General features: G+C 54.9%; 21 protein-coding genes and 4 pseudogenes. 7 read left to right on the top strand and 18 right to left on the bottom strand.

Going from position 1 to position 22,078, the window contains the following annotated elements; translation table 11 throughout:
* Window positions 1-762 precede the first annotated feature (762 nt).
* The gene (locus QF045_RS23065; protein ID WP_306494184.1) at window positions 763-2,367 is read left to right on the top strand and encodes a hypothetical protein; all 1,605 of its coding nucleotides are present in this window, start codon (window positions 763-765) and stop codon (window positions 2,365-2,367) included.
* 11 nt (window positions 2,368-2,378) lie between these two features.
* Here the strand turns inward: QF045_RS23065 and QF045_RS23060 are convergent.
* The 4 genes and pseudogenes from QF045_RS23060 to QF045_RS23050 form a co-directional block, all read right to left on the bottom strand.
* Window positions 2,379-3,615 (bottom strand): annotated as a pseudogene (locus QF045_RS23060) (Arm DNA-binding domain-containing protein).
* A 93-nt stretch (window positions 3,616-3,708) separates the two neighbouring features.
* The gene (locus tag QF045_RS23055; protein ID WP_306494183.1) at window positions 3,709-3,918 is read right to left on the bottom strand and encodes a hypothetical protein; all 210 of its coding nucleotides are present in this window, start codon (window positions 3,916-3,918) and stop codon (window positions 3,709-3,711) included.
* A 9-nt stretch (window positions 3,919-3,927) separates the two neighbouring features.
* A pseudogene (locus QF045_RS27825) lies at window positions 3,928-4,053 on the bottom strand (Nin-like protein); the annotation flags it as partial.
* A 66-nt stretch (window positions 4,054-4,119) separates the two neighbouring features.
* Window positions 4,120-4,492, bottom strand: a pseudogene (locus QF045_RS23050) (Nin-like protein); the annotation flags it as partial.
* Between the two features lie 120 nt (window positions 4,493-4,612).
* Between QF045_RS23050 and QF045_RS23045 the strand changes: the two are divergent.
* A complete protein-coding gene (locus tag QF045_RS23045) occupies window positions 4,613-5,224 on the top strand; it encodes a helix-turn-helix domain-containing protein (protein WP_306494182.1) in 612 nt (203 codons plus the stop codon).
* Window positions 5,225-5,276: 52 nt separating this feature from the next.
* On the opposite strand, the gene QF045_RS23040 is transcribed toward QF045_RS23045, so the two are convergent.
* Entirely contained in the window at window positions 5,277-6,146 is an 870-nt protein-coding gene (locus QF045_RS23040; protein ID WP_306494181.1) for a HEPN domain-containing protein, read from the bottom strand.
* Window positions 6,147-6,291: 145 nt separating this feature from the next.
* On the opposite strand from QF045_RS23040, the gene QF045_RS23035 reads away from it, so the two are divergent.
* Together QF045_RS23035 and QF045_RS23030 are read left to right on the top strand one after the other, a co-directional pair.
* Window positions 6,292-6,600 (top strand): hypothetical protein, encoded by a 309-nt coding sequence (locus QF045_RS23035; protein WP_306494180.1) that lies wholly within the window; start codon window positions 6,292-6,294, stop codon window positions 6,598-6,600.
* A gap of 801 nt (window positions 6,601-7,401) precedes the next feature.
* Window positions 7,402-7,962 carry a recombinase family protein gene (locus QF045_RS23030; protein WP_306494179.1) on the top strand — a complete coding sequence of 187 codons (561 nt, stop codon included), beginning with the start codon at window positions 7,402-7,404 and terminating at the stop codon, window positions 7,960-7,962.
* Between the two features lie 311 nt (window positions 7,963-8,273).
* Here QF045_RS23030 and QF045_RS23025 read toward each other — a convergent pair whose 3' ends face one another.
* From QF045_RS23025 to QF045_RS23005, 5 genes are all read right to left on the bottom strand, one after another.
* Entirely contained in the window at window positions 8,274-8,525 is a 252-nt protein-coding gene (locus QF045_RS23025; protein ID WP_306494178.1) for a hypothetical protein, read from the bottom strand.
* Between the two features lie 11 nt (window positions 8,526-8,536).
* Window positions 8,537-8,785 carry a hypothetical protein gene (locus QF045_RS23020; protein ID WP_306494177.1) on the bottom strand — a complete coding sequence of 83 codons (249 nt, stop codon included), beginning with the start codon at window positions 8,783-8,785 and terminating at the stop codon, window positions 8,537-8,539.
* A gap of 532 nt (window positions 8,786-9,317) precedes the next feature.
* Entirely contained in the window at window positions 9,318-10,802 is a 1,485-nt protein-coding gene (locus QF045_RS23015; RefSeq protein WP_306494176.1) for a site-specific integrase, read from the bottom strand.
* Between the two features lie 267 nt (window positions 10,803-11,069).
* Window positions 11,070-12,407: a chromate efflux transporter gene (gene chrA, locus QF045_RS23010; protein ID WP_306494947.1), complete on the bottom strand. Its 1,338-nt coding sequence runs from the start codon at window positions 12,405-12,407 to the stop codon at window positions 11,070-11,072.
* A gap of 105 nt (window positions 12,408-12,512) precedes the next feature.
* Window positions 12,513-12,878 carry a helix-turn-helix domain-containing protein gene (locus tag QF045_RS23005; protein ID WP_306494175.1) on the bottom strand — a complete coding sequence of 122 codons (366 nt, stop codon included), beginning with the start codon at window positions 12,876-12,878 and terminating at the stop codon, window positions 12,513-12,515.
* A 97-nt stretch (window positions 12,879-12,975) separates the two neighbouring features.
* Here QF045_RS23005 and QF045_RS23000 point away from each other — a divergent pair, with 97 nt between their 5' ends.
* A complete protein-coding gene (locus tag QF045_RS23000; protein ID WP_306494174.1) occupies window positions 12,976-13,725 on the top strand; it encodes an NADPH-dependent F420 reductase in 750 nt (249 codons plus the stop codon).
* Window positions 13,726-13,754: 29 nt separating this feature from the next.
* Here QF045_RS23000 and QF045_RS22995 read toward each other — a convergent pair whose 3' ends face one another.
* The 4 genes from QF045_RS22995 to QF045_RS22980 form a co-directional block, all read right to left on the bottom strand.
* Window positions 13,755-14,132 carry a cytochrome c gene (locus QF045_RS22995; protein ID WP_306494173.1) on the bottom strand — a complete coding sequence of 126 codons (378 nt, stop codon included), beginning with the start codon at window positions 14,130-14,132 and terminating at the stop codon, window positions 13,755-13,757.
* A 172-nt stretch (window positions 14,133-14,304) separates the two neighbouring features.
* Window positions 14,305-14,640, bottom strand: a complete 336-nt coding sequence (locus tag QF045_RS22990) for a hypothetical protein (protein WP_306494172.1) — start codon at window positions 14,638-14,640, stop codon at window positions 14,305-14,307.
* A gap of 104 nt (window positions 14,641-14,744) precedes the next feature.
* Entirely contained in the window at window positions 14,745-15,323 is a 579-nt protein-coding gene (locus tag QF045_RS22985; protein WP_306494171.1) for a DUF4337 domain-containing protein, read from the bottom strand.
* A 54-nt stretch (window positions 15,324-15,377) separates the two neighbouring features.
* Window positions 15,378-15,743: a DUF2784 domain-containing protein gene (locus QF045_RS22980; RefSeq protein ID WP_306494170.1), complete on the bottom strand. Its 366-nt coding sequence runs from the start codon at window positions 15,741-15,743 to the stop codon at window positions 15,378-15,380.
* A 106-nt stretch (window positions 15,744-15,849) separates the two neighbouring features.
* On the opposite strand from QF045_RS22980, the pseudogene QF045_RS22975 reads away from it, so the two are divergent.
* Window positions 15,850-16,537, top strand: a pseudogene (locus QF045_RS22975) (HAD-IA family hydrolase).
* A gap of 129 nt (window positions 16,538-16,666) precedes the next feature.
* Here QF045_RS22975 and QF045_RS22970 read toward each other — a convergent pair.
* On the bottom strand, window positions 16,667-17,413 hold the full coding sequence (locus QF045_RS22970; RefSeq protein WP_306494169.1) for a 3-oxoacyl-ACP reductase family protein: 747 nt from the start codon (window positions 17,411-17,413) through the stop codon (window positions 16,667-16,669).
* A gap of 106 nt (window positions 17,414-17,519) precedes the next feature.
* Between QF045_RS22970 and QF045_RS22965 the strand changes: the two genes are divergently transcribed.
* A complete protein-coding gene (locus tag QF045_RS22965) occupies window positions 17,520-18,443 on the top strand; it encodes a LysR family transcriptional regulator (protein ID WP_306494168.1) in 924 nt (307 codons plus the stop codon).
* Window positions 18,444-18,553: 110 nt separating this feature from the next.
* Here the strand turns inward: QF045_RS22965 and QF045_RS22960 are convergent, their stop codons facing one another.
* The 3 genes from QF045_RS22960 to QF045_RS22950 form a co-directional block, all read right to left on the bottom strand.
* On the bottom strand, window positions 18,554-19,288 hold the full coding sequence (locus QF045_RS22960) for an aspartate/glutamate racemase family protein (RefSeq protein WP_306494167.1): 735 nt from the start codon (window positions 19,286-19,288) through the stop codon (window positions 18,554-18,556).
* Between the two features lie 13 nt (window positions 19,289-19,301).
* The gene (locus QF045_RS22955; protein WP_306494166.1) at window positions 19,302-20,831 is read right to left on the bottom strand and encodes an NCS1 family nucleobase:cation symporter-1; all 1,530 of its coding nucleotides are present in this window, start codon (window positions 20,829-20,831) and stop codon (window positions 19,302-19,304) included.
* A 459-nt stretch (window positions 20,832-21,290) separates the two neighbouring features.
* Window positions 21,291-22,031, bottom strand: coding sequence for a phosphoadenylyl-sulfate reductase (locus tag QF045_RS22950; RefSeq protein ID WP_306494165.1), 741 nt, complete (start codon window positions 22,029-22,031; stop codon window positions 21,291-21,293).
* Between the last annotated feature and the right edge of the window lie 47 nt (window positions 22,032-22,078).

Below are 22,078 nucleotides of genomic sequence, written 5' to 3'. Positions count from 1 at the left end.
TGGTGGCTATTTTGGAACCAGGGCTGGGAAAAAGGTAATTTCGGTTAGGAAGGGCGCCAACTGTGCTGTAGGCCATGTATTACAAGGGTTTGGCGTATTACCTTGAGAGGTAATATTAGGTAATGGCAAAGGTAATATTCGGGCAAATGCCCGGTTTTGCTGGGGATTGAGGGGGGCGGAAATTACCAAGTAAAAAGGTAATGACCTAACCTATAAATTACCAAATTATTACCTTTCTTCAATCCTCTTAAGTCATTGAATTTAAATGGTTTTTTATGGTTTAAAAGTGGATATTACCATTATTACCTTTTTCCCAGCCCTCAGTATAAATCGATGGGAAGGCTACCGATTCGCCCCTCTTGGCTCTAGCGCACTCTTTTGGTGCAAAACCCATGGGACTACCATGGGACTAAAAACGATGATTTTTTGAAGAGTCAGCTCCTCTGCAGCCCTTTAAATCCGCATACTTTCGTTTTGACAGTGCCTAGGCGGGTAGTTTCGAATCTCTCCTTCACCGCCATATTTAGTAAACGCAAACCCCTGATTTTCCAAGAGAAAGTCGGGGGTTTGTGTTTTTTGGCGTCTAAAAAACGGCTATATGGGAACGTTCATGGGAATACCCTCGGCGGTTCGAATCATCCGTAAGCATTGGGGCAGGCTCCCGCATCCAGAACACTGAGAAGTGAATGTCGGTTTTCGGAGGCCGAGAAGGCGCACGAGACTCCCTGCCTCCTCGCATTTGTTTCTTAAAGGACTATGACAATGAACGCCGAAAAATATGATGCGCAGATAAAGAAAATCAGACGTGAGCTAAGCGTCTATAAGGCAGACTCTGTTCTCCAATGTGTCATTGATCATCTCCACTGGTCTCAATCTCTTGAGCGTCCCGCCAGCGGTATGCCATGGATTTGCCTCTTTTTACTGAAAATCGCCATGCAAGAGTGCGGTAACGGTTATCGAGATATGGCAAAGAAAGAGTTCGGTTCACTATCGAATAGGTTGTTCCGAATTCAACACTTAGCGTGTCCTATTGGGTTGGGTGATGTGCATCTAATGATGCGGCCCATGGTCCTACAGCAAGCTTGGTATCAAGGCCCAACCTTTCCAGATATTAAGGCAATGACGCGACAAATGATCTGGTATTCAGATGAAGATGCTCCCTTCGCTGAAAAATTTCTAGAGTTGTATGGGCTGTCTCTCAGGGAGTTTTACCTGATTAGTCTATATTTAGATATTTGCGTTGCTGACGGTGCTAAGGGAATCATTGATGTTAATCTATATCAAATGATATTTTTTCTTACGCCTAGTATTTCATTGAAAAGCATTGTTAATTATTTTTTGTTGGTTGCTATCCGAAGTCAGGATCTTCCGAGTTTCTTCAAAGGTCACATTGTTAACGGTGAGTTGCACCAGCAGAGTGAGTATTTTCAAACCACTCCACTGAGAAAAAAGCCGGTCCTGTTGGATGGTGATAATCTCTTTATTTATAATTCTAAGTTGTTCTCTAGGTCGGTTGGTACACTGGTTCCGGACTTATTTAAGCAAGTTAAAGGGTGGGGGTATAAAGACTTCTTTGGCCCAACCCTTGAACGCTATATAGAGACCCTGCTTTCTTCGTCAGGCCTAAGTTATTATACGGAGGAGCAGCTCAATCAGTGTTGTCGAGACAGCAGCGTAGTCGGAGGAAAAATGGCAGATTTCATGGTTTCTGGAAAAGTGAACTTCATTTTTGAATCTAAAGCTATTGAGCCTGGCGATATAGTGTCATCTGTGTTTGATCCGGCAATCTTGAAAAGGAGTTTGGCTAGCAGCTTTATAAAAGGCATAGAGCAGTGCCAGGAGAGTGTTTACAGACTAAAGATGACCAAAGAGTACGATGAAGCAGAGTTTGCTTGCATTGTAGTTACCCATGAGGATTTTTGGTTTGCTTCGGCGGAGGATGTTGTTAGAGCAATTGATCCAGAGCTTCAGCCGAAAATTATTGCTAAATATGGCCGCGTGCCGGTTCCGTTTGAGAATGTATTGTTTGTGACAATCGATGCGGTTGAAAATATTCTACAAGCTGTCTCAAATGGCGAGGCTCAATTGGATACCTTTATTGGAGAGTGTGCTCAAGCCCTCCAGACACCTGAAGGGAAACGTTTTACAATGGATCATATGGTTCAAGAGAAATTGGTTGGGAAAAGTAGCGGAAACCCAGCGCTTAATAAGAAGGCAGATGAGTGGTTGGATTTCTTTCAGACAGAAATGGACGCTAATAAGATTGCGTGGCAAGGAATGTCTGATGAGTTAATTCGTCAGCGTATGTTTGTTATAGATATATTGCATCGGCAGTTTAATCGTAAGCATGATTTCGACTCGGTATAAAGAGTATTTGGTTAGACCCTATTATGATAGGGTCCCTTCCATTTATATTTGCCCTCGTTAAAAACCGTCCTATCAATGGGTTGAAGGTTCAATGCTATTTGTAGCATGCCTACCACGTCTGGACCGTCTTCGTTTATCCACATTCCGTAGTGCTGTCGGATCATGTTTGCGCTGGTGTGCCCCATCTGCTCTGCGATCCAGTCCACCGAGGCCACGCCAGTCGTCAACAACTGACTGGCATAGGTGTGGGCGACACTGCCCAGGACCCCGGTAACGAACGCCGGCCGCTTTCAAATGTGCTTTGAAAAACCTGTCCCTCACGACGAAGTCTCTGACGTGCGGTAGACCGCTCTTGGTGTTCAGGAATACAAAGTGCAGCTTGTGCTTGCGGACGGTCTTGTTGTCGCGCTCGACGACGTCGACCGTGTCCACAGTCTTGGGCTGGTTGATGGCGTCCAGTTTTCGCAGGGCGTCCCATGCGGGCTCAAGCAGGCGTACTTTGCGCGTCGAACGCCTGGTTTTGGTCACTCGATAGGCGCCCCGGACCTTGGACCGGCGAAAGGTTACTGTGCCCTGTTTCAAGTCGACGTCCTCCCAGGCCAGTGCAATGGTCTCCGACACCCGAGGGCCAGCCCAAATCATGAACTGCACCATCAACAGCTCCTGAGTGCGGCTGGTATGAGTGTTGAGGATCTGCTTGATTTCCGCCCTGGTGAAAGGGTCTGGCGCCTCGGGATCGGGCAGACGCACGAATAACCCTTCGGTTGGATCGTGTGCGACCTTTTTCCGTGTGCGGTACAGCCGGAAAACCTGCCGCACGTTGCTGATGATGTCGCGGATGGTCTTGTTCTTCAGCCGCTTCGACAGCGGCCCCTGGATCCACTCCTGCAGGTCCAGGTGGTCAATCTGATCGATCTGAACGTCACCCCAGCGCGGCCGCACATGGACCTCGGCCTTGTTCTTGTATCCACGGAAAGAGGTCGCAGCCACGCTGTTGCTCTTGATCGTGAGCCAAAGGTCCAGGTAATGCCCGAACGTGTTCTCGGCCAGCTTGGCCGACTCTGGAAAATGCCGGCGGTAGTCGAAGGTACCGGCCTGTATCTCGTACTCGATCACTGTGACCAGGCGCTTCGCATGCTCCCGGTTTTCCGGTGTGTTCCCACCGGGCACCAGCTCCCTGCACAGCTCGCCATTGAAACGAAAATAGACCCGCACCGAATTGCCACGGGCCTCTACGCCATCTGCCATATGCGTCCCCACGCGATGTATTGAAGATTCTTCCAACAGGAAGAAAAAAGGCCCGTCGCCGTGCCTGATGTATTGCGGGTTTAGTGTTGCCGATCACTGCTGGCGAAGTAACCAGAACAGGCTGGCACTTTTTCTAGGTGCCGGTGTGACCCCGGCTTGGGCCTCCTCCGCCCGACGCTTGGCGTTGGCCGCCTGGCGTGCCTTGCTGCACTTCTGGTGGTTGCCGTGGGCACGGGATCTGTTGCATTGGTCACAGACGCCCGTCAGGTCGAGGTTCCAGGGGAAGCATTTATCGTTGTTCATGGGATGTCCTCAATCGCCGCAGAAACAGGCAATAGCCTCGTCGTGGTCGGCAAACATGTCGAATTGAGTGTCGGAGTACTCAAGCATTTGTTGGTAGCTGGGGCGGTCGAAGCGGAAGCGGGCGCCGTCGCCGGTAAATTCCCCCGTGGATACCACTTCCCGTTCCTGCTTGGCCCATCATTCGCCTTTGCGCACAGGCGTGCCCAAGGTCGCTGGCGATGATCAAATAGACCTGTTGGGCACCTTTGAGGAAACAAAGGTCGCAGTTGCCTTCAAGAGTGCGGCCGTTGATGGTGGTCAACATCAGGTCAAACGGCTGGTTTGCCCAAAAATCCGTCACGTCCTGCACGCCAACACCGGCATCAGCCAAAGGCATCACCATTGACGCCCATTTGCTTTCGCTGATGCTTTTTCGAGTTCGAATCTTTGCCACCCGGTGAGGCTCATCTGCACGGATGCCAGTCATCATGTCGACCGGCGCTTCCTCGGTAGAAAGCCCCAGGCTGCGCAGGTACTTGTGAATGATCCTTATCTTGAGGTCGATGGTGCAGAACCTGGTCACCGGATTCCCAAGTGCAGCAGCTCGCGTTGCTCACATGATCGAAATGATAGCGCTGTATCGAACAGGAGCATTGGAAGAATCCAAGTTCCTAGAACATATCAAGAGCCTTTGAAAATACATACGAGGAATGCGATGACCGAACAATTTTTCCAAATCACACATGAAATGCTACGTGCTACACATTGGGTAAGTAAGACAACTGGTGAATCCTTCATGCTTACAGGCGATCAAAAGAACATGTGGGTATGGATGGAAAGCCGCTATCGCTTCTTTCGCTCACTTGGCAATGACTGGTTCGATAACCAACATGATATTGCAGCAGCAACTGGATGTGATCCAAGTACAGTGAAGCGCTTTATCGCCAAGCTGGCACAGCATGGTTACATCGAAGTTGAATGCCAGAAAGGAAGAGGGTTTATTCGCAGTAATAGATACAAGATCCTAGCTCCACTTCAAGTGTGTGTCGGCAAGGCCCCTACAAGCTCTATCAGGGTGAGTGACGACGTTGCTACTCCTATCTTGGGCGGTGGGCTAGATACTCCTGTAATCGCCTCTCAGGAGCTTACAAGCGAGCTGGTCCACGTATTTGAAGATGTGCCACTTGAGGCGTATACAGATACTCCGCCACAAGCTCCTGTAGTCGTGCATAAGCGCATACAGTTGTTGGGTGAAGTACCAGATATTGCTGCCCCTGTAATCAAGCGGCGGGCTGTTGTCGAGTGTGACAACCCTCTGCCCTGGTAACAGCGGCAGAGAGTTGAAAAGACCAATGTGGTAAAGATGGTGTATTGGCGTTCTATAATAGTGGTCGAGGTACTCTCTCGCTCGCTTCAACTTGTCCTGCTAGATTTCTGTCAGTGATCCTGCGGACTGCTTCAGCGGCGATGAATAGCGCTCTCATTGCCAATGACATGAGTTGCACTCTAGTCAGTCCATGGTCAGAATACCGACTGTTTACGTAATTCGGGAAGCCCTTGCTTGCTTCAAGTAAACGATCATCGTTGCTGTTTGAGTAGTATTTCACTAGGCTCTCTGAGAGCGCTACCAGATTGTGATTTAGCTTCCTCACTTCTTTTTCATCTACTCCAAGTCGCAGCAGTGCACCTTTCATAGCCAGTTCGGCAGCCAAGCAACAAGTCTGTATTGCAGAGTCTGTGTCTGTAGCTTGAAAAAGCGTGCGTGCGGTTGATGAAATAGCTGACTTCGCATTGTTCAGGTGTTGAACTGCTGCACTATCTTCAAATCGTAAATCATCTACTCCATAAGCTAGATCCCAAAGGTCGCAGGCGCTGTAAAGTGCCTTCCAGCCTAGTTCGGGGTAGTGTTTGAAAGTGTTATCCAGCTCAGCTTTGGAGATTTCAATTAAGTCTAGAGGAGTTACGCCAAATGTTCCAAATCCAACATTCACCCTGGCTGGATACATTGTGTCACGGATTGCAACCCCGGCATCTACAAGACCCGGTATTGAAAAATCCCCGCTGGGGTATAGGGCCCGATAGTCTTCCATGAGCGGCATCCAAATTCGCTCATCTAGAAAGTTACTTTTTATGTTGTTTTTCTTCATCCACTCTGCAACAACATGAAAGGGGCGTTGATGCAGGCTCAGGCCCTCATTCATCAACTCGTCATCCAATCGCCTTAAGAACTCTTTGTCTATCCTTTCCATTGTTTACTCTCCTTGGTCTATGGGGCCATGCAAGCCGAGACACGTTCATTCGTCATTACGGCATTGCCCTCAGCCTAACCTTCCTGCCATGCTAGTGGCGAACTGATTCCACGCGTTGTGGGCAGTCTATAAAGGGAATTACCGAATGCTCCATGTGCTGCTGTCTCTTGATTTCGTAAACGCAGAAGACCAACGGGCTGATTTCTATAAATACCTCGAAGGTAAGTATTGGAAAAAGCAGGCTGGCGTGGATACGGTCTGGACCATAACCTACGAGCACAAGGATCAGCTTGGGTTTTCCGAGGTGGCTAGCAACATCAGTGACATACTGTTGGCGGGTGCCGAAGGCTACAAGCCAGATGAGATAACTTACGTTGCTCAGATTGGCAACGCTGGCGCGATTGCCCGAATCGTCAAGAAGAAGCACGGTACCTACGGTGTTTTTGCACTGTAGCTGAGTTTGGTGGTAGTCCGGGGAGTAAGCTTCTACTCCTCGGAAAGCCTCACTGAAACCCCATGGAAACCTTCCACTTGAAGCGCTCTCCCCAGAACGGAGTTCTACGACGGTCGGGCTGGAGTCCAGTGTTTCCGTGGCTTGTGAGGGGAGTGGTTAAGCTTTTTCCCGTGGCTGCGATCAGATCGAGGTTTTAGCACGAGAATGCCGATTCTGGGCCGGAATCACCGGTTTTCCACCGGACGGCAACACCCAGCCCCGGATAGCTCGCCAATGGTCTAGGATTTCGGCATCGCTACCGAGGATGGCCCTCACCTCGAACAGTGGAGCAGGCCAAGTTCGTCGACGGCAACGAGTCTGGTAGCTCCACTGTGTACAGCAGGTTCTAACGTACTACTTGGTAGGCTTGTGTACTGGAAGCGTCGGGTGCTTAGGCTTGGTTTCAGGGTTTACGTGGTGCCTTCTGTCGTCCTTGCCATCTTCTCGTGCTGGTTTGGGGCCTGGCTTGATGTCGGTAAACATGTGCTGTCCTTTTCGTTGGCGATGCGGGCTATTCAATGGATGCAGTAAGCCGTCCCATTGACCACGCGGATGAGAAGTCCCACCCGCCTGACATAAGTAGCGGCAATCTGCCATAAGTCAAGAAGGGCGGCGGAGTGGGATGTGGATGGGATCATCAAACGACCGTTAAACGATACCGCCCATCGGGTGGTTACACTGGTATCATCAAATATGGGTTTACAGGTTTATGATACCTTATCATTATGATCCCTCCATTGTTGATCCCTAGGAGGGGAGCAAATGAGCCGTCTGTTTGGATATGGTCGTGTCAGTACGACAGAGCAAAACACCGACAACCAATTGGTGGCTCTCACCTCCAACGGTTTTGATATCAAGCCTGCTCGCTGGTTTTCTGAGCAGATTAGCGGGGGCGTTCCAGCTCTACAGCGTCCTCAGTTCAGTAAGATGGCCGAACGCATGGAGGCAGGCGATACGCTCGTGGTGTTGAAGTTGGATCGACTAGGGCGGGACGTACAGGATGTGCTGGCTACTGTGTCCCACCTCGCCACTGTGGGCATCCACGTTCGCAGCATGGACCTAGATGGCGTAGACCTCACCAGTGCAGCCGGGAAGCTACAGCTAACCGTGTTAGCAGCGGTTGCAGCCTTTGAGCGTGACCGCATCAGGGAGCGGACACGGGAAGGGCTTGCACGCTCTTCCAAGAAAGGTGGTCGTCCAGTGGCTGTAGACACTACGGAGGCAGTGCAGAAGCTCAAGGCTAAAGGGCTGACACAGGCTCAGGCAGCAGTGGAACTCAAGATGAGCTTGCCAACCATCAAGAGACATTGGAACAAGGTTTGATGTAGACGTGTAGCGCCCCACAGAGCCCGCTTTGAGCGGGCTTCGTTGCACTTGATACCTAGGGCGGCACCCGGCTCAACGTCTGCCAGAAGCGAGCCTAAGGGCACCCAGCACCATACTTATTTTTGAATCAAGAACCGTTTGCATTTGACCTGTTGAGGTCTGTTTAGCAACTCGGGCAAGTCGCCGTGCCCTATTGATTATTTTTCCAGCCATAGCACCTGATCGCTTATCGAGTTGCGATCCTGTTGGAGCGGCGGGGGAAGGTTATGAGGAAAGGAGCCCCCTACATAGGGGCCCACTCCACAGCTTCATTTCAGCTGACTGGGCGAACCTCTCACGTTGAAGGACGCCCACTCAGACACCTGTGAAACGATAAGTCCGTCATCGTTATCTATAAGTGTCATGAAGTAGTCACGTAAGCCAGCTGCATTAGTTTTTTCGCGATTAAAGCACCACAGAGACTCAAGGATGCGCACAGCACCAAATGTCGCTAGCACGTCATAGACGGGCTTATAATTTCGTTGCTTTCGTAGGTCATATTCCAAAAAGTACAGAGCCATATCGTCTCTCCTTATCGCGATTTTTCAGATTGAGATAGGACAGACGCAGCGAGCGTCTTCGTGGTATCGCTGTACTTCTCGGATTGCAGAACCTGCGAGGCCTTCGTCTCCATTGCTTTCCCTGTCTCCTTTGCAGAAGAGGATTGGGAGAGCACAGACGCTGCAAAGCTTTTCGCAATGGCTGAGGTGTTAGGATCGCGAAGGGTTTCAGACGCCAGGGTGGCGACCTTCGGCGATGATTGCTTGGGGTTTTTGCTCATGATCGTAGTACCTATTTTCAGTGGGGTTGCCCGCCTGAGAACAGGCACCGTTGAGCAGTTTTCATAATCCATCATTTGACGATGGGATACGCATTCGCTCTAATGCCGATTCTCAGGTCGGGTTACAACAAACCGTTGGCTTGAGGGGCGAGTGATTACGTTCTGTCCGCAAAAACGAAGCGTAATCACCCGCTTCCTTCTTACCTGTCCATGCTAGGACACGGCTAACGCAAATCCCTACATATAGGGTTTTTTTTGCGTCTGAACACAAGATAGTGCGTTCTTGGGGGCTTAGCAACGCGCTGCATGTGGGTAACTCTGTGGGTGGAATGTGTATAACACGTGAAACACCCTTGGAACCCGCATGTTTACTACATTCAGCCACTTATCACTGAATTTCTAAAATTTTCGCCTAAAGCTATTTTTTTGACGGGCGGGGGGGGGGCGATCAGTTTCGCGTCGGATTTCTATCTCTTTTGCTGTATGTACATACAGCTTTCCGCAAAGGAAATTGCGTCGAGTGACGTAGCTGCTAATGGCTTGGGATGGTGGGCAGTTTCTTGATAGCTACAAATTTCTGAGCCGTGCTTGCACCCTTTGAATATGTATCGTGGGTGACATTCCCCACCTCGTGCCCAACCAATTCCTTAGCCAGCGCGTCCGATACATCCGCTCTTATCAGTGCGGTAACTACTGTGTGGCGGAAGCCATGAAAAACATACAGGCGCGAGAATCCAGCAGTAGTACGGAGTCTGCCGAACGCTTTTGAGATTGCGTGCGAACGTTTGCCGTAACGGTCTTGTGAGTCAGTGGGAATCAGGAACCCGTCCAGGCTAGCGGCGCTGAGGCGGTCTATGATCGGTAGTAAGTTTGGATGGATGGGAACGACGCGTTTGCTCGCCTTCGATTTGCTTTTAGGGAAGTCAAAGCACCGGATACCCTCGACGGTGATTACGCTTTCCTTGGTCAACCTGCAAAGCTCTTCGATCCTGGCGCCTGTGTACCAGCCCATTGCGATCAGATCGGCGAGAGGCTTGTCATCGTTTTCCAATGCGGCCCGGTGGAGCTTGCAGGCGTCCTCAGGGGTATATATCTCTCTGTCCAAACCTGCTATTTCAGAGCCTCCTCCCTGGGGTAGCTCGTGAGCCATGAACGGGTTAGCTTTATCCTGAAACTCTCTGCGCCACCCGGCATCGTATTTTGTTGCCCACTTCCAAAAGGATGTACCTGCCATGAGGTACTGGGCTAATGTCGCGGGCGCTCGATCCAAAGACTTGAGCCACTTATCCACCGTGTCAAAGGTAAGCGGTAGCTCCTCTTCTTTTAGAAAGGTCGAGAGTCTGTCCATCTTGCCGACCTGCTGGTCCACGTGTTTCGGAGCGCCCCCACGGCTCTCCCGGAATTCTCGATATGCTTTGAGTCTGGCGGGTGTAATTGGTGACCTCGGTTTGTGAGCGTCCGGCTTCGCGAATATCTGCCGTGCCTCTGCCTCCTCGATTGGCGATAGTTGTTGCGTTACACCGAATACCTTCGCCATGAGCTGTGGCGCCATCTCTGTAGCGAAGTCGATGTTAGCCAGTTCGCCGTCCACCCCTGTCATGATGTAAACCTGGTCTGCCTTCTCCCGCCGTTGTTTACCCTCTGGTGAGTCGTCAAACAGCCCTCGGTATAGTACTGCTACCTCCTCAGTGTCGAAAGTAGAAGGTTCCTCTGCTTCCCCAAGAGCAACATCTGTTTTGAGCTTGCGTGTGGCCTGTGCGAAGCCGTGAGCCACGTTTGCTACCGGCTCTTTCCAAGCATCACCCCGCGCTGCTCGTTTCCCTCTGGCCTGCGCAATCTGCGCCTTCCATTCCGCCAGCACCGCCAAGCGACGTTCCATGGCTTCGGATCGTAGGCCGGTCTGTAGTGAGCGAATGAGAACGGTCTTGCCTCCTATCGCGGCGCGGACATCAGCAGGCACAGCAAGTCTGCAATACCATGTGGATTCGCCTTTCTTCTGGATCAGGTTATCGGCCATGGGGTCACGCTGGGAGGGGGAGTGATACAGCAAATTGTACTACTGGTTTGTACTACTATCCAAGCTGTAAGCCCCGTAGATAGGGGTTTAAAGGGCCGGGGTGTGGTTAATTCGAATCTCTCCTTCACCGCCATATTCGAAATGACAAAACCCCTGAAAACGTTAAAGTTTTCAGGGGTTTTGTGTTTTTTCAGGTCCATAAGTCCATGAGGTACTGATTGCTGGTGGCTTTTGTTGGATGGCTTGTTATGCAATCCAATTAATGCTTCAGCGCAGCAGATGCACTGCCAAGCCCACGAATGCGCAACCCGTCAGTACCTGGATAACGCCCCGTTTGAAGCGAAACAAGGCCACTGCCGCCGCCATGGCAATCAGCGCTGAGGGCCAGTCCAGGTTGCCACTCAAACCCTGCGGCCAAAGCACGTGATAGCCGAAGAAGCACGCCAGATTGAGGATCACGCCAACCACCGAGGCGGTGATGGCGGTGAGGGGGGCGGTGAATTTGAGTTGGTTGTGGGTCGACTCCACCAGTGGGCCGCCCGCGAGGATGAACAGGAATGAAGGCAGGAAGGTAAACCAGGTCACCAAGCAGGCAGCGACGGCTCCCGCCAGAAACAGTTGATCCGCACCGAACACCTGCGAGACATAGGCGCCGACAAAGCCGACAAAGGCCACCACCATGATCAGCGGCCCAGGTGTGGTTTCCCCTAGTGCCAACCCGTCGATCATCTGCGTCGGCGTCAGCCAGCCATAGTGGCCCACCGCGCCCTGGTAGACATACGGGAGCACCGCGTAGGCCCCACCAAAGGTCAGCAACGCGGCCTTGGTGAAGAGCCAGCTCATTTGGGTCAACGTGCCTTCCCAGCCAAAAAGAACGGTCAGTACACCCATCGGCAGGGCCCATAGCGCGGCGCCAATCAGCGCGAGCAGTGCCAGCTTGAACCAGCTGAATCGGGCATGCTCCGGCGGCGGGGTGTCGTCATCGATCAAGGCCGGGCCGAAGGTTTTTTCGGCGGCGCGATGGCCGCCCGCTCTGAATTTCTCGGGTGCCAGACGACCGCCGGCATAACCGATCAGCGCAGCGCAGAGCACGATCAACGGGAATGGAACATTAAACGCAAAGATGGCAACGAATGACGCCGCCGCTATCGCCCATAACGCGTTGTTCTTCAAAGCCCGCGAGCCGATTCGATGGGCGGCCTGCACCACGATGGCGGTTACGGCGGGCTTGATGCCATAGAACAGTCCCGCCACCACAGGCACGTCGCCAAAGGCGATATACATCCATGACAACGCAATCAGTATGAATAGGGAGGGCAATATGAAGAGTGCCCCGGCAATTACCCCGCCCCAGGTTCGATGCATCAGCCAGCCGATGTAGGTCGCCAACTGTTGAGCTTCTGGCCCCGGGAGCAGCATGCAGTAGTTCAGTGCGTGCAGGAATCTGCGCTCGGATATCCAGCGCCGGCGCTCTACCAACTCCTGGTGCATGATCGAGATCTGCCCGGCTGGCCCGCCGAAGCTGATGAAGCCGAGCTTCAACCAGAACCCGAACGCCTCACGCAAACTGATCGCTTGCGGCCTCGACAGGTCTTCTTCAAGCATGGGTTGCAGTACCTTGTTCAATGGGTTGCTCCTCGTCTACAAACCCGGCGCACGCCTTCGATCATGGCGCTTGCTGCGACCCGCAAAGGTTTTTCCGGCTGAAACTCACACCTTAGGCGTTGCGCGCCGATTCTCGGCCCATTCAATCAATGCCTGCATTGATGGCCCCAGCGCATAGCCTTCGACGGTCAATTCGTATTCAACCTTCGGTGGCACTTGAGGGTATACCGTACGGCGAACAATCTCGTCTTTCTCCAGTTGCTTGAGCTGCTGGATCAACATTTTCTGGTTGATGCCTTCAATCAGCTTTTCCAGGTCGGAAAAGCGCAGCGGGCCCTTGGCTGCGAACAGTTGGCAAAGAATGATGATTTTCCATTTGCCCTCCAGAACGCGCAGGGTCTCCATCGTCGCCTCCGCCCATTTCACTCGATTTTGCGGGTCACTGCAGTTCCACTCTCGTTCATTATTCATACGATTTGGTTCGTTACTTACCTTTTGGTGTGTACTTACCATTCTGTCACCAATCTCCTAAGGTGAGCGCCTGAACTGAAATAACAGGTGAGATTTCATGAAAATTGGAATTATTGGTACAGGCAATATCGGTGGCACGCTTGCTCGAAAAATGATCGCAGCAGGCCACGAAGTCGTGGTCGCTAACTCCAAAGGCATTGAGGGTGTTCGGTCCTTTGCCAACGAGATTGGCGCAACGCCTGCCGATGTGTCTGGCGCTGTCCAAGGTGTGCAAGCGATTGTGCTGTCTATCCCGCTGCCCGCGGTCGCTGAGCTGCCCCATGATTTATTCGCATCAGTCCCAGCCGAAGTGCCGGTTATCGATACCGGCAACTATTATCCAGGGCTGCGCGATGACCACATCTCAGCCATCGATCAAGGGATGCCCGAAAGTGTGTGGGTATCCAGGCAGATCGGAAGACCGGTGATTAAAGCGTTCAACAATTTGTTGGCCTACACCCTGGCTGAATTGGGTCAGCCGGAAGGCAGCCCAGGCAGGCTGGCGGCTGCCGTCGCGGGGGATGATGAGCGTGCTGTGGAAAAGGTCATGGAGTTGGTGAGTGAGGCCGGTTTTGACCCAATCTACTCAGGCTCGCTGGAAGAGTCCTGGCGCCAGCAACCGTCCACGCCGGCCTATTGCTGCGATTACGCTGCCAGTGAGATGCGCCGCGCCCTTGATGCTGCCGTACAAGGTGAGGCAGCGAAGATCCGAGACCGTATGCTGGAGAGTTTCGCGAAGCTCGGAAGCAACCCCAGCCATGCCGATATCGTGGCAATGAATCGGTCGCTGAGCCCGATTTCGAGGTAGATCCAGATGAAGAGCGGCGCTCAGCCAACTCAGCGACTTTTGGCGATGACATCACCCATATAGTTATTCAAGTCGCGAAAGTCCTTAACGCTCCAGGCGTGCGGCGGTAGCTTCACGCCATTTTCTCGTAACGTGTTCGGGATCAAATCTCCATTTGGCCGCAGGATGATTGATGACACGATGACGCCCGGATAATCATGCAGGCGCTTTTTGAACGCGGAAGTCGTGAGGTCAGGTGTAGGTGGGCTGCTTTTACGGGCCAGCGGTCCTGTTCCTCGGATATCGGCTCCGTGGCACATGGCGCATCGCTGCGAGTAGAGGTTTTTTCCGTTGGCATTGTCTGCCAAGGAGAGTGACGGTTGAGCCAGCGACAGAACCGCCAGCGAGACGATGAACGATAGCTTCATTTAGAGGATCTGTTTGCCTGGCTCGGACGCGACCGATTTGGGTGAGCGTTGTGCTGACGCTCTACAGGGCAGCGGCGGCGATTGCGTAAAAAGACGGAGGTTCATGGGCCAGCCCCTGAAGGCAGGCCCACGATCCCTCGCTCGCCCGGGCTGCGCCGGGGCAGCTTGATACTTACTGCGCGGTTTTCAACTTGACCACATCACCGGAGATCTTGGTGGTGTAGCCATTGAGTACCCAGGCCCAGAACCATTTTTCCTGCACTTGGGTGTTGATCATCGCGTCGCCGCCTTTGGCCTTGATGGCTGCATCCTGGGCGCGCACGAAGCGGCTGTTCTGGCCAATCGGGATAATGCCCAGCAGCATGATGCCGGTGGCGCTGGCTTCGCTGTGGCCGAGCACGGTGTATTGGCTGGCGTCGTATTGCTGGGTCTTCATGGCGGTGCCGGTGCAACCTGCCAGGGTGAAACCGAGAACGGCTGCTGCAACTGCTTTACTGACGTACTTCACAAGTAACTCCATGGGCTGAATATCGAGATTCAATTCTCGAGGCGCGACACTCTAATCGCTCGGTCAGCAGATTGAAATCACCTCGCTTGCCTCCATGGTCAGCATTAGAGATGCAGCCAAGCCAGGCTGCCGAGCACCACCGCCACGCCGCCAGCGGTATACGACATGCGCTTGAGCCACTCTTTGCGTGTGAGCAAGGTGATCGCAGCCAGCGAAATCGCGATCTGAATCGCGGTCATGGCCTGGGCCCAGCGATGGTGCTGGTGCAGCACTTGTTCGGATTTGTGGTCCCATTCCCGCGAGCTGGCTTCAAGCGTCTCTGCCTGTTTGCGCACCTCTTCCTTCTGGCTTTTATAGCGCTGGATTTCGTCGTTGTAGTGGGCGGCATCCACGCCAGGGATATGCGCGGCCAGTTCCGCCAGGTTCTGACGGCTGGATTTGGCCTGGTAGTAATTCCATTGGTTCGCGGCTTCGGTCTTGATGATGGCGGCGTTGTTTTTGTCCATCGCCGCCTCGCTTTCACTGGAGCCGGCCTGGTAGCTGAGCATGGCGCCAACGGTGGCCATGATGGCGGTCATCACCGCGATGCGGCTGGCGAAGCTGTCGCCACGGCCGTGAGCATGTTCGGTGGTGTGTTCGAGGTGTTTTTCGTGGGGGCTGGGAACTTCGAAAGCTTCGGACATGGCGGCGTCTATGCAGGGGCAGGGGAACCCTGATTCTTCACCAGTGCGGCTGTCTCAAACCTGTCGATAACGCCGGATCAGTCGTACATACACCGCGATATTGACCAACAGCACCAGCGCGCCCAGGCCCAGTTGGATCTGCGGCGTCAGCCCGGCCGGATAGATCAGCGTGAGGATGTAGTGCTCGATGAAGCCCGCGCCATAACCATCCTGCCCGGCCAGGTGGCGCAACAGGTTTTCCCAGCGAGTGAGTGGGCAAGGCAGGTGAAATACTTCGACGGCAACGCCCCAGGCGGCCGCAGGCACGTGCAGCCAGATGAGCGATCGCCATTTGAGCGCAAGCAGCCCGCCAAATAACACGAACAGGATAAAGCACAAATGGAACAGCACCAGGCTGTCGGCGGCTATACGAAAGAGCATTGCAGGCACTTCTACGGGAAAGCGGGCAGTGTAAAGGGTTGCTCGCAAGCAAGTCTGGCCGTTATTGTGCTGAATCCTTTTAGTCTTTCTCCAGGGTTCTGTTGTGATGAATGCACCGCATACCGCTGTCCAGATCAAGGCCGTGATTTTCGATATGGACGGGTTGTTGCTGGACACTGAAGGCATCTACACCGAAGTCACGCAAATCATTGCTGAACGCTATGGTCGCACCTATGACTGGAGCATCAAGCAGCACATCATCGGGCGTGGCGCCCAGGACCTGGCAGACTACGTCGTCAAGGCGCTGGACTTGCCGATCACGCCGGCCGAGTTTCTAGAGATTCGCGAACCGCTGATGAGCGAACGCTTTCCCAAAGGCCTTGGGCATGCCCGGCGCCGAGGCGTTGGTGCGGCATTTGAAAGCGCACAATATTCCGATTGCCGTGGGCACCAGTTCGTCGCGCAATTCCTTCGGCCACAAGACCACTTTGCACCGTGAATGGTTTGGCCTGTTCGACACCATCGTGACCGCCGACGACCCGGAAGTCGGCGCCGCCAAGCCTGCGCCGGACATCTTCCTCACCGCCGCGCGTCGCCTGGGCGTGGCGCCCGAGGATTGCCTGGTATTCGAGGACTCGCCGTTTGGCGTGACGGCGGCGAAAGCGGCGCACATGATCGCTATCGCCGTGCCCGATGAAGCCATGGCCGACAGCAAGTATCAGCATGCTGATCAGATCATCCGCAAACTCGCGGATTTCGACCTGGCTGCGTATGGCCTGCCGCCCATGGCCTGATTCAACCCGGGAAAATGTGGGAGGGGGCTTGCTCCCGATGGCGGTGTATCAGCCAGCTTATCTATAGCTGACTCACCGCTATCGGGGGCAAGCCCCCTCCCACATGGGTTGTGCAGTGTTGCCTAAACCTCAGGCGCTGAAGCCACCGTCAATGGTCAAGCTGGCGCCTGTGATGTACCCGGCTTCCGGCCCGGCGAGATACGCGACGAAGCTGGCGATTTCCTCGACATGCCCATAGCGTCCCACCGCCATCAGCCCCATCAGACTCTCGGCAAAATCACTGTCTGCCGGGTTCATGTCAGTATCCACCGGCCCTGGCTGCACGTTATTGATAGTGATACCCCGTGGCCCCAGGTCGCGGGCCAGGCCTTTGGTCAGGCCTACCAGCGCCGCCTTGCTCATCGCGTATGGCCCACCGCCGCCAAACGGCATGCGCTCGGCGTTGGTGCTGCCGATATTGATCACCCGGCCCCCTTCACCCATGTGCCTGGCGGCTTCCTGGGTGGCGATAAAGACACTGCGCACGTTGATCGCCAGGGTCTGGTCGAAGTCTTCCAGCGTGAACGCTTCCAGCGGCGCGATGGCCAGCACGCCCGCGTTGTTCACCAGAATATCCAGGCGCCCGAAGGTGTCGACCGTCAGGTTGACCGCGTTGCGGATCGCCGTGGCATCGGCGCTGTCGGCGTGAATCGCCAGGGCTTTGCCGCCTTCGCTGATCACGCTGTTCTGCAGCGCCTCAGCCTTGGCGGCCGAGCTGACGTAGGTAAAGGCTACGGCGGCGCCTTGTGCGGCGAGGCGCTTGACGATGGCAGCGCCGATGCCGCGGGAACCGCCTTGAACCAAGGCGACTTTGCCAGTGAGGGTAGGTGTGGTCATGTCGAACTCCAAGTAGTTGATGGGGTGAGTATCGACCTCGCTCGTCGGCACCGGTAGAGCGTGATTGCTATAGTCTGTGTAAACCAAAAGTTTAGAATGGGGCGGTATGGAAAGCTTTGGCAGTATCGAATGCTTTGTGCGCAGCGCCGAGGGCGGTAGCTTCGCCGAGGCGGCGCGGCACCTTAGCCTGACGCCGGCAGCGGTCGGCAAAAGCGTGGCCAAGCTGGAAGTGCGCCTGGGCGTCAGGCTGTTTCAGCGCAGTACCCGTCGCCTGACCCTGACCGAAGCCGGCAAGCTGTTTCTTGACGAGGTCAGCGGTAGCCTGACCACGATTCAAAACGCCGTGGCCAACCTGGCCAGCGCCGAAGGGCGGCCGGTGGGCACGCTGAAGGTCAGCATGGGTACCGTGTTCGGCAATCGGTATGTGGTGCCGCTGCTGGGGGAGTTCATGCAGCGCTTCCCGTCTATCAGCCCGGACTGGCATTTCGACAATCGTCAGGTCGACTTGATTGGCCAGGGCTTTGACGCTGCCATTGGCGGTGGCTTTGAACTGCCCCAAGGCGTGGTGGCGCGCAAGTTGACGCCGGCGCACCGGGTGCTGGTGGCGTCGCCGGCCTATCTGGCGCAACGCCCAGCGGTGCGTGTGCCCGAGGATTTGTCGCGCTGCCAAGGCATCCTGATTCGTTCACCGCAAACCGGCCGGGTGCGTTCATGGCAACTGACTCATCGCGAGCGCGAGCACAGCCCGCTGGTGCTCAAGGCCGCCATGACCATGAGCGATTCCGAAGCCGCCTGCTGCGCCAGCGCCCAGGGCCTGGGCATTGCGCTGGTCAGCATGCCGATGGCGGTGCCGTTCCTCGACAGTGGCGCGGTGGTGCGGGTGCTGCCGGACTGGTATGTGGACGACGGCAATATTTCCATCTATTACGCCGAGCACAAACTGTTGCCCGGCAAGACGCGGGCGTTTGTGGATTTTGTGATCGAGCAGTTTGCTGAGCAGCAATTGGGCCGCAGATTCAGTGCAATCTAAAGCCTCGCAGTGAGCAAAATGTGGGAGGGGGCTTGCTCCCGATAGCGCTGGGTCAGCTATAGATAAGCTGGCTGACATACCGCTATCGGGAGCAAGCCCCCTCCCACATTTTATTTGCAGTGCCCAAACTTGCCGGGCCAACCCAGCACTTTCTTTGGCCTGGGCGTGGCATAGGTCCTGATCTTCGACGTGGACAACCCCAACCGCACCAGCGATTCAGCGATCGTCACCGCCGCCGTCACCCCGTCCACCACCGGCACCCCGGTGCGCTGGCGGATCTGCTCATCCAGTCCGGCCATGCCGCCGCAGCCCAGGCAGATCACTTCTGCCTTGTCCTCACGGATCGCCAGTTCCGCCTGGCGCACGATGGCCTCCATCGCAGCCAGCGGGTCTTCCTCGAGTTCCAGCACCGCCATGCCACTGGCGCGCACCGAGGCGCAGCGCTGGTATAGGCCGGCCAGCTTCAGCCGGTCTTCGATCAGTGGCACCGTGCGGTCCAGCGTGGTCACGACCGAATAGGCGTGACCCAAAAACATCGCCGTGCTGGCTGCGGCTTCGGTGATATCCACCACCGGCACGTTGAGCAATTCCTGCAGGCCTTCGCGACCATGCTCACCGTAACCGGCCTGGATCACCGCATCAAACGGCTGGTCATAGGCCATCACGCGATCCATTACCGCGATGGCCGCCAGGTAGCTTTCAAAGTTGCCCTCCACCGACTCGGCGCCGAAGTAGGGGGTAAGGCCGACAATCTCGGTGCCCGGCGAGGCCACGCTGCGTGCCTGCTGAGCGATGGTTTCAGTGATGGATTCGGTGGTGTTGACGTTAACCACGAGGATGCGCATGAAATGTCCTTGTTTAATGACTGACGTTGTCGACTGCAATACTTTCGCCGCTGACATCGGCGTAGAACGGCTGGCGCTTGGCAATCAGCAGGTACAGCAACCCTGCAATACCGGCGCCAAACAGCCAGGAGAACGGCGAGACGCTGGCGAACCCGGGCAGCAGTGCCAGCAGGATGGCGATCACCGCTGCCGGCACGAACGCCGCCACCGCGCGCAGGTTCACGCCCCGGCTGTAGTAATAAACCCCGAGTGCGTCTTCGCTATACAGTTGCGGCACATCTACCTGGCTTTTGCGGATCAGCCAGTAGTCGACCATGATCACGCCGTAGAGTGGCCCCAGCAGTGCGCCCAGGCCGGACAGGAAATACACGATCACCAGCGGGCTGTTGTAGAGGTTCCACGGCAGGATCAGCACCGCCACGGTGGCGCTGATCAGCCCGGCGCGACGGAAGTTCAGGTACTTGGGCGCCAGGTTGCTCAGTACAAAAGCCGGGGCGACGAAGTTGGCCATGATGTTCACCGCCACGGTGACGATCAGGAAAGCCAGGCAGCCGAGCACGAGGAAGAAGGTATTCGGAATGGCGGCGATGATTTCGGTCGGGCTTTCGATCACCCGGCCATTGAGCTGGAACTGTCCGCCGCACAGCAGCACGGTGATGGCGGCGAACACCAGGATATTCACCGGCAGGCCCCAGAAATTGCCCACCTGAATAGTCTTGCGGCAGGGCGAGGAGCGCGCGAAGTCGCAAAAGTTGAGGATCAGCGTGCCGTAGATCGCCAGCCACAACGCGCCACCGGCAAAGATATTGCGCCACATCTCACCGCCGCTCAGCGGCTCGCGAATCGACCAGGCAATGTTGCCGCCTGCCTGGAAGTACATCCAGCCGGCCAGCGAAGCCACGGTGAGTAAAATCACCGGTCCGGCAAAGCCCTCATAGCGACGAACCATTTCCATGCCATAGGCCAGGATCACCAGTTGCACCAGCCAGATCGCCACGAAACACGCCCAGCCTAACGACGACAGGCCGAGAATCGAGTTGTGATCATAGTCGGCAAATCCTGGATGAATCGCCGTCAGCAACACGCGGAAAACCACCGATGCCAGGTAGGTCTGGATGCCGAACCAGGCAATCGCAATCACCGCGCGGATCAATGCTGGGATCTGTGCGCCATGAATACCGAAGCTGATGCGGCTGATCACCGGAAACGGCACGCCGGTCTTCTGGCCCATATACCCCGAAAGGTTCATGAAAAAGTACACCAGTGCCGCACCGATCCCCAGGGACAGCAGGATCTGCCAACCGCCCAGGCCCAATGCATACAGGCCGATGGCGAATGAATAGTTGGCGATGTTGTGCACGTCATTGGTCCACAACGCGAAGATGCTATAGCGCCCCCAGCGACGACCTTCGGCCTTGGTCGGCGCGAGGTCCTTGTTGTGCAGGCGTGGGCTGAGTACCAGCGGGCCGGGGCTTGCCGCCTCGGGATTCAGGGCGGAGGAGGGTAGATCCAGTGCGACGTTATTCGAGAGACTTGTACGCATTCCGGCAGGCTCCAGCGCATCCGCAGCGAGACGGCAGATGGCAAAGTGTATGTAGGTTTTGTATTTATTGTATACAAAGAGCATTTCACCTTAAGCCACATGCGTGCCAGCTTTCGATCTATGAAAACGAAGGCTAATTTCGTTTTTATCGCTGATCGAAATAACTGCCTGAATTGAAAGCGATATAAATTGACCGTTCGAACAGCTATATAATTTTAAGACGAAGGCGGGAGACTTAGGAGGGCGAAAACCGAAAGACGGGAAGTGTTACGTTTTGGTGCGGTCCGACCTGGATTGCACACATAAATGGCACCGATAGTTACATCTATGTGTACATGTTTATTGCCAACACAAAACAAATGTGGGAGGGGCTTGCTCCCGATAGCGCCGGATCAGTCACCCGTATAGTGCCTGACACGCCGCCATCGGGGGCAAGCCCCCTCCCACATGTTAATTGCGTCAGCCTTTTGTCTTGCTGATGATATTCCCTGCATGCAGCCCGCATTCCTTCTGCGTGGCTTCTTCCCACCACCAGCGGCCTTCACGCTCATGCTGGTTGGGCAGGACCGGGCGGGTGCAGGGCTCGCAGCCGATGCTGATAAAGCCGCGTTCATGCAGGCTGTTATAGGGCAGCTCCAGCATACGGATATAGCCCCAGATCTCCTCGCTGGTCATTTGCGCCAGGGGGTTGAATTTGTACAGGGTGCGTTCCGGGGTAGAAAACGCCGTATCGATTTCCAGCGCGGCTACCTGGCTGCGGGTGCCCGGGCTCTGGTCGCGACGCTGGCCGGTTGCCCAGGCACTCACGCCGGCGAGTTTGCGGCGCAGCGGCTCGATCTTGCGTATGCCGCAGCATTCGCCATGACCGTCTTTATAAAAGCTGAACAGGCCCTTTTCCTTGACGAAGGGTTCCAGCTTGCTCTGGTCCGGCGAGATCAGCTCGATGTCGATCTTGTAGAACTCACGCACCTGTTCGATAAACCGGTAGGTTTCCGGGTGCAGGCGACCGGTGTCGAGGCTGAACACCTTGACGTTCTTGTTCAGCTTCCAAGCCATGTCCACCAGCACCACATCCTCGGCGCCGCTGAAGGAAATCCACAGGTCATCACCGAAATGGCTGAACGCCAGCTTGAGAATGTCCTGGGCGGACTTGTTGGCATAGGTCGTGGCGAGTTCAACGACGTCGAAGGCTTGGTTCATCAGGACGGTTCCTACAGGTCAGTGGCGCTGAGCGCTCTATGGGGGGC

Source organism: Pseudomonas sp. W4I3 (assembly GCF_030816195.1).
GTDB lineage: Bacteria > Pseudomonadota > Gammaproteobacteria > Pseudomonadales > Pseudomonadaceae > Aquipseudomonas.
This window is presented reverse-complemented; position numbering and strand designations above follow the sequence as displayed.

Excerpts from the sequence above, each read along its gene's own strand:
- QF045_RS23065 (WP_306494184.1), top strand. The coding sequence starts at position 763 with ATGAACGCCGAAAAATATGATGCGCAGATAAAGAAAATCAGACGTGAG.
- QF045_RS23055 (WP_306494183.1), bottom strand. The coding sequence starts at position 3,918 with ATGAACAACGATAAATGCTTCCCCTGGAACCTCGACCTGACGGGCGTC.
- QF045_RS23045 (WP_306494182.1), top strand. The coding sequence starts at position 4,613 with ATGACCGAACAATTTTTCCAAATCACACATGAAATGCTACGTGCTACA.
- QF045_RS23040 (WP_306494181.1), bottom strand. The coding sequence starts at position 6,146 with ATGGAAAGGATAGACAAAGAGTTCTTAAGGCGATTGGATGACGAGTTG.
- QF045_RS23035 (WP_306494180.1), top strand. The coding sequence starts at position 6,292 with ATGCTCCATGTGCTGCTGTCTCTTGATTTCGTAAACGCAGAAGACCAA.
- QF045_RS23030 (WP_306494179.1), top strand. The coding sequence starts at position 7,402 with ATGAGCCGTCTGTTTGGATATGGTCGTGTCAGTACGACAGAGCAAAAC.
- QF045_RS23025 (WP_306494178.1), bottom strand. The coding sequence starts at position 8,525 with ATGGCTCTGTACTTTTTGGAATATGACCTACGAAAGCAACGAAATTAT.
- QF045_RS23020 (WP_306494177.1), bottom strand. The coding sequence starts at position 8,785 with ATGAGCAAAAACCCCAAGCAATCATCGCCGAAGGTCGCCACCCTGGCG.
- QF045_RS23015 (WP_306494176.1), bottom strand. The coding sequence starts at position 10,802 with ATGGCCGATAACCTGATCCAGAAGAAAGGCGAATCCACATGGTATTGC.
- chrA (WP_306494947.1), bottom strand. The coding sequence starts at position 12,407 with ATGCTTGAAGAAGACCTGTCGAGGCCGCAAGCGATCAGTTTGCGTGAG.
- QF045_RS23005 (WP_306494175.1), bottom strand. The coding sequence starts at position 12,878 with ATGAATAATGAACGAGAGTGGAACTGCAGTGACCCGCAAAATCGAGTG.
- QF045_RS23000 (WP_306494174.1), top strand. The coding sequence starts at position 12,976 with ATGAAAATTGGAATTATTGGTACAGGCAATATCGGTGGCACGCTTGCT.
- QF045_RS22995 (WP_306494173.1), bottom strand. The coding sequence starts at position 14,132 with ATGAAGCTATCGTTCATCGTCTCGCTGGCGGTTCTGTCGCTGGCTCAA.
- QF045_RS22985 (WP_306494171.1), bottom strand. The coding sequence starts at position 15,323 with ATGTCCGAAGCTTTCGAAGTTCCCAGCCCCCACGAAAAACACCTCGAA.
- QF045_RS22980 (WP_306494170.1), bottom strand. The coding sequence starts at position 15,743 with ATGCTCTTTCGTATAGCCGCCGACAGCCTGGTGCTGTTCCATTTGTGC.
- QF045_RS22970 (WP_306494169.1), bottom strand. The coding sequence starts at position 17,413 with ATGACCACACCTACCCTCACTGGCAAAGTCGCCTTGGTTCAAGGCGGT.
- QF045_RS22965 (WP_306494168.1), top strand. The coding sequence starts at position 17,520 with ATGGAAAGCTTTGGCAGTATCGAATGCTTTGTGCGCAGCGCCGAGGGC.
- QF045_RS22960 (WP_306494167.1), bottom strand. The coding sequence starts at position 19,288 with ATGCGCATCCTCGTGGTTAACGTCAACACCACCGAATCCATCACTGAA.
- QF045_RS22955 (WP_306494166.1), bottom strand. The coding sequence starts at position 20,831 with ATGCGTACAAGTCTCTCGAATAACGTCGCACTGGATCTACCCTCCTCC.
- QF045_RS22950 (WP_306494165.1), bottom strand. The coding sequence starts at position 22,031 with ATGAACCAAGCCTTCGACGTCGTTGAACTCGCCACGACCTATGCCAAC.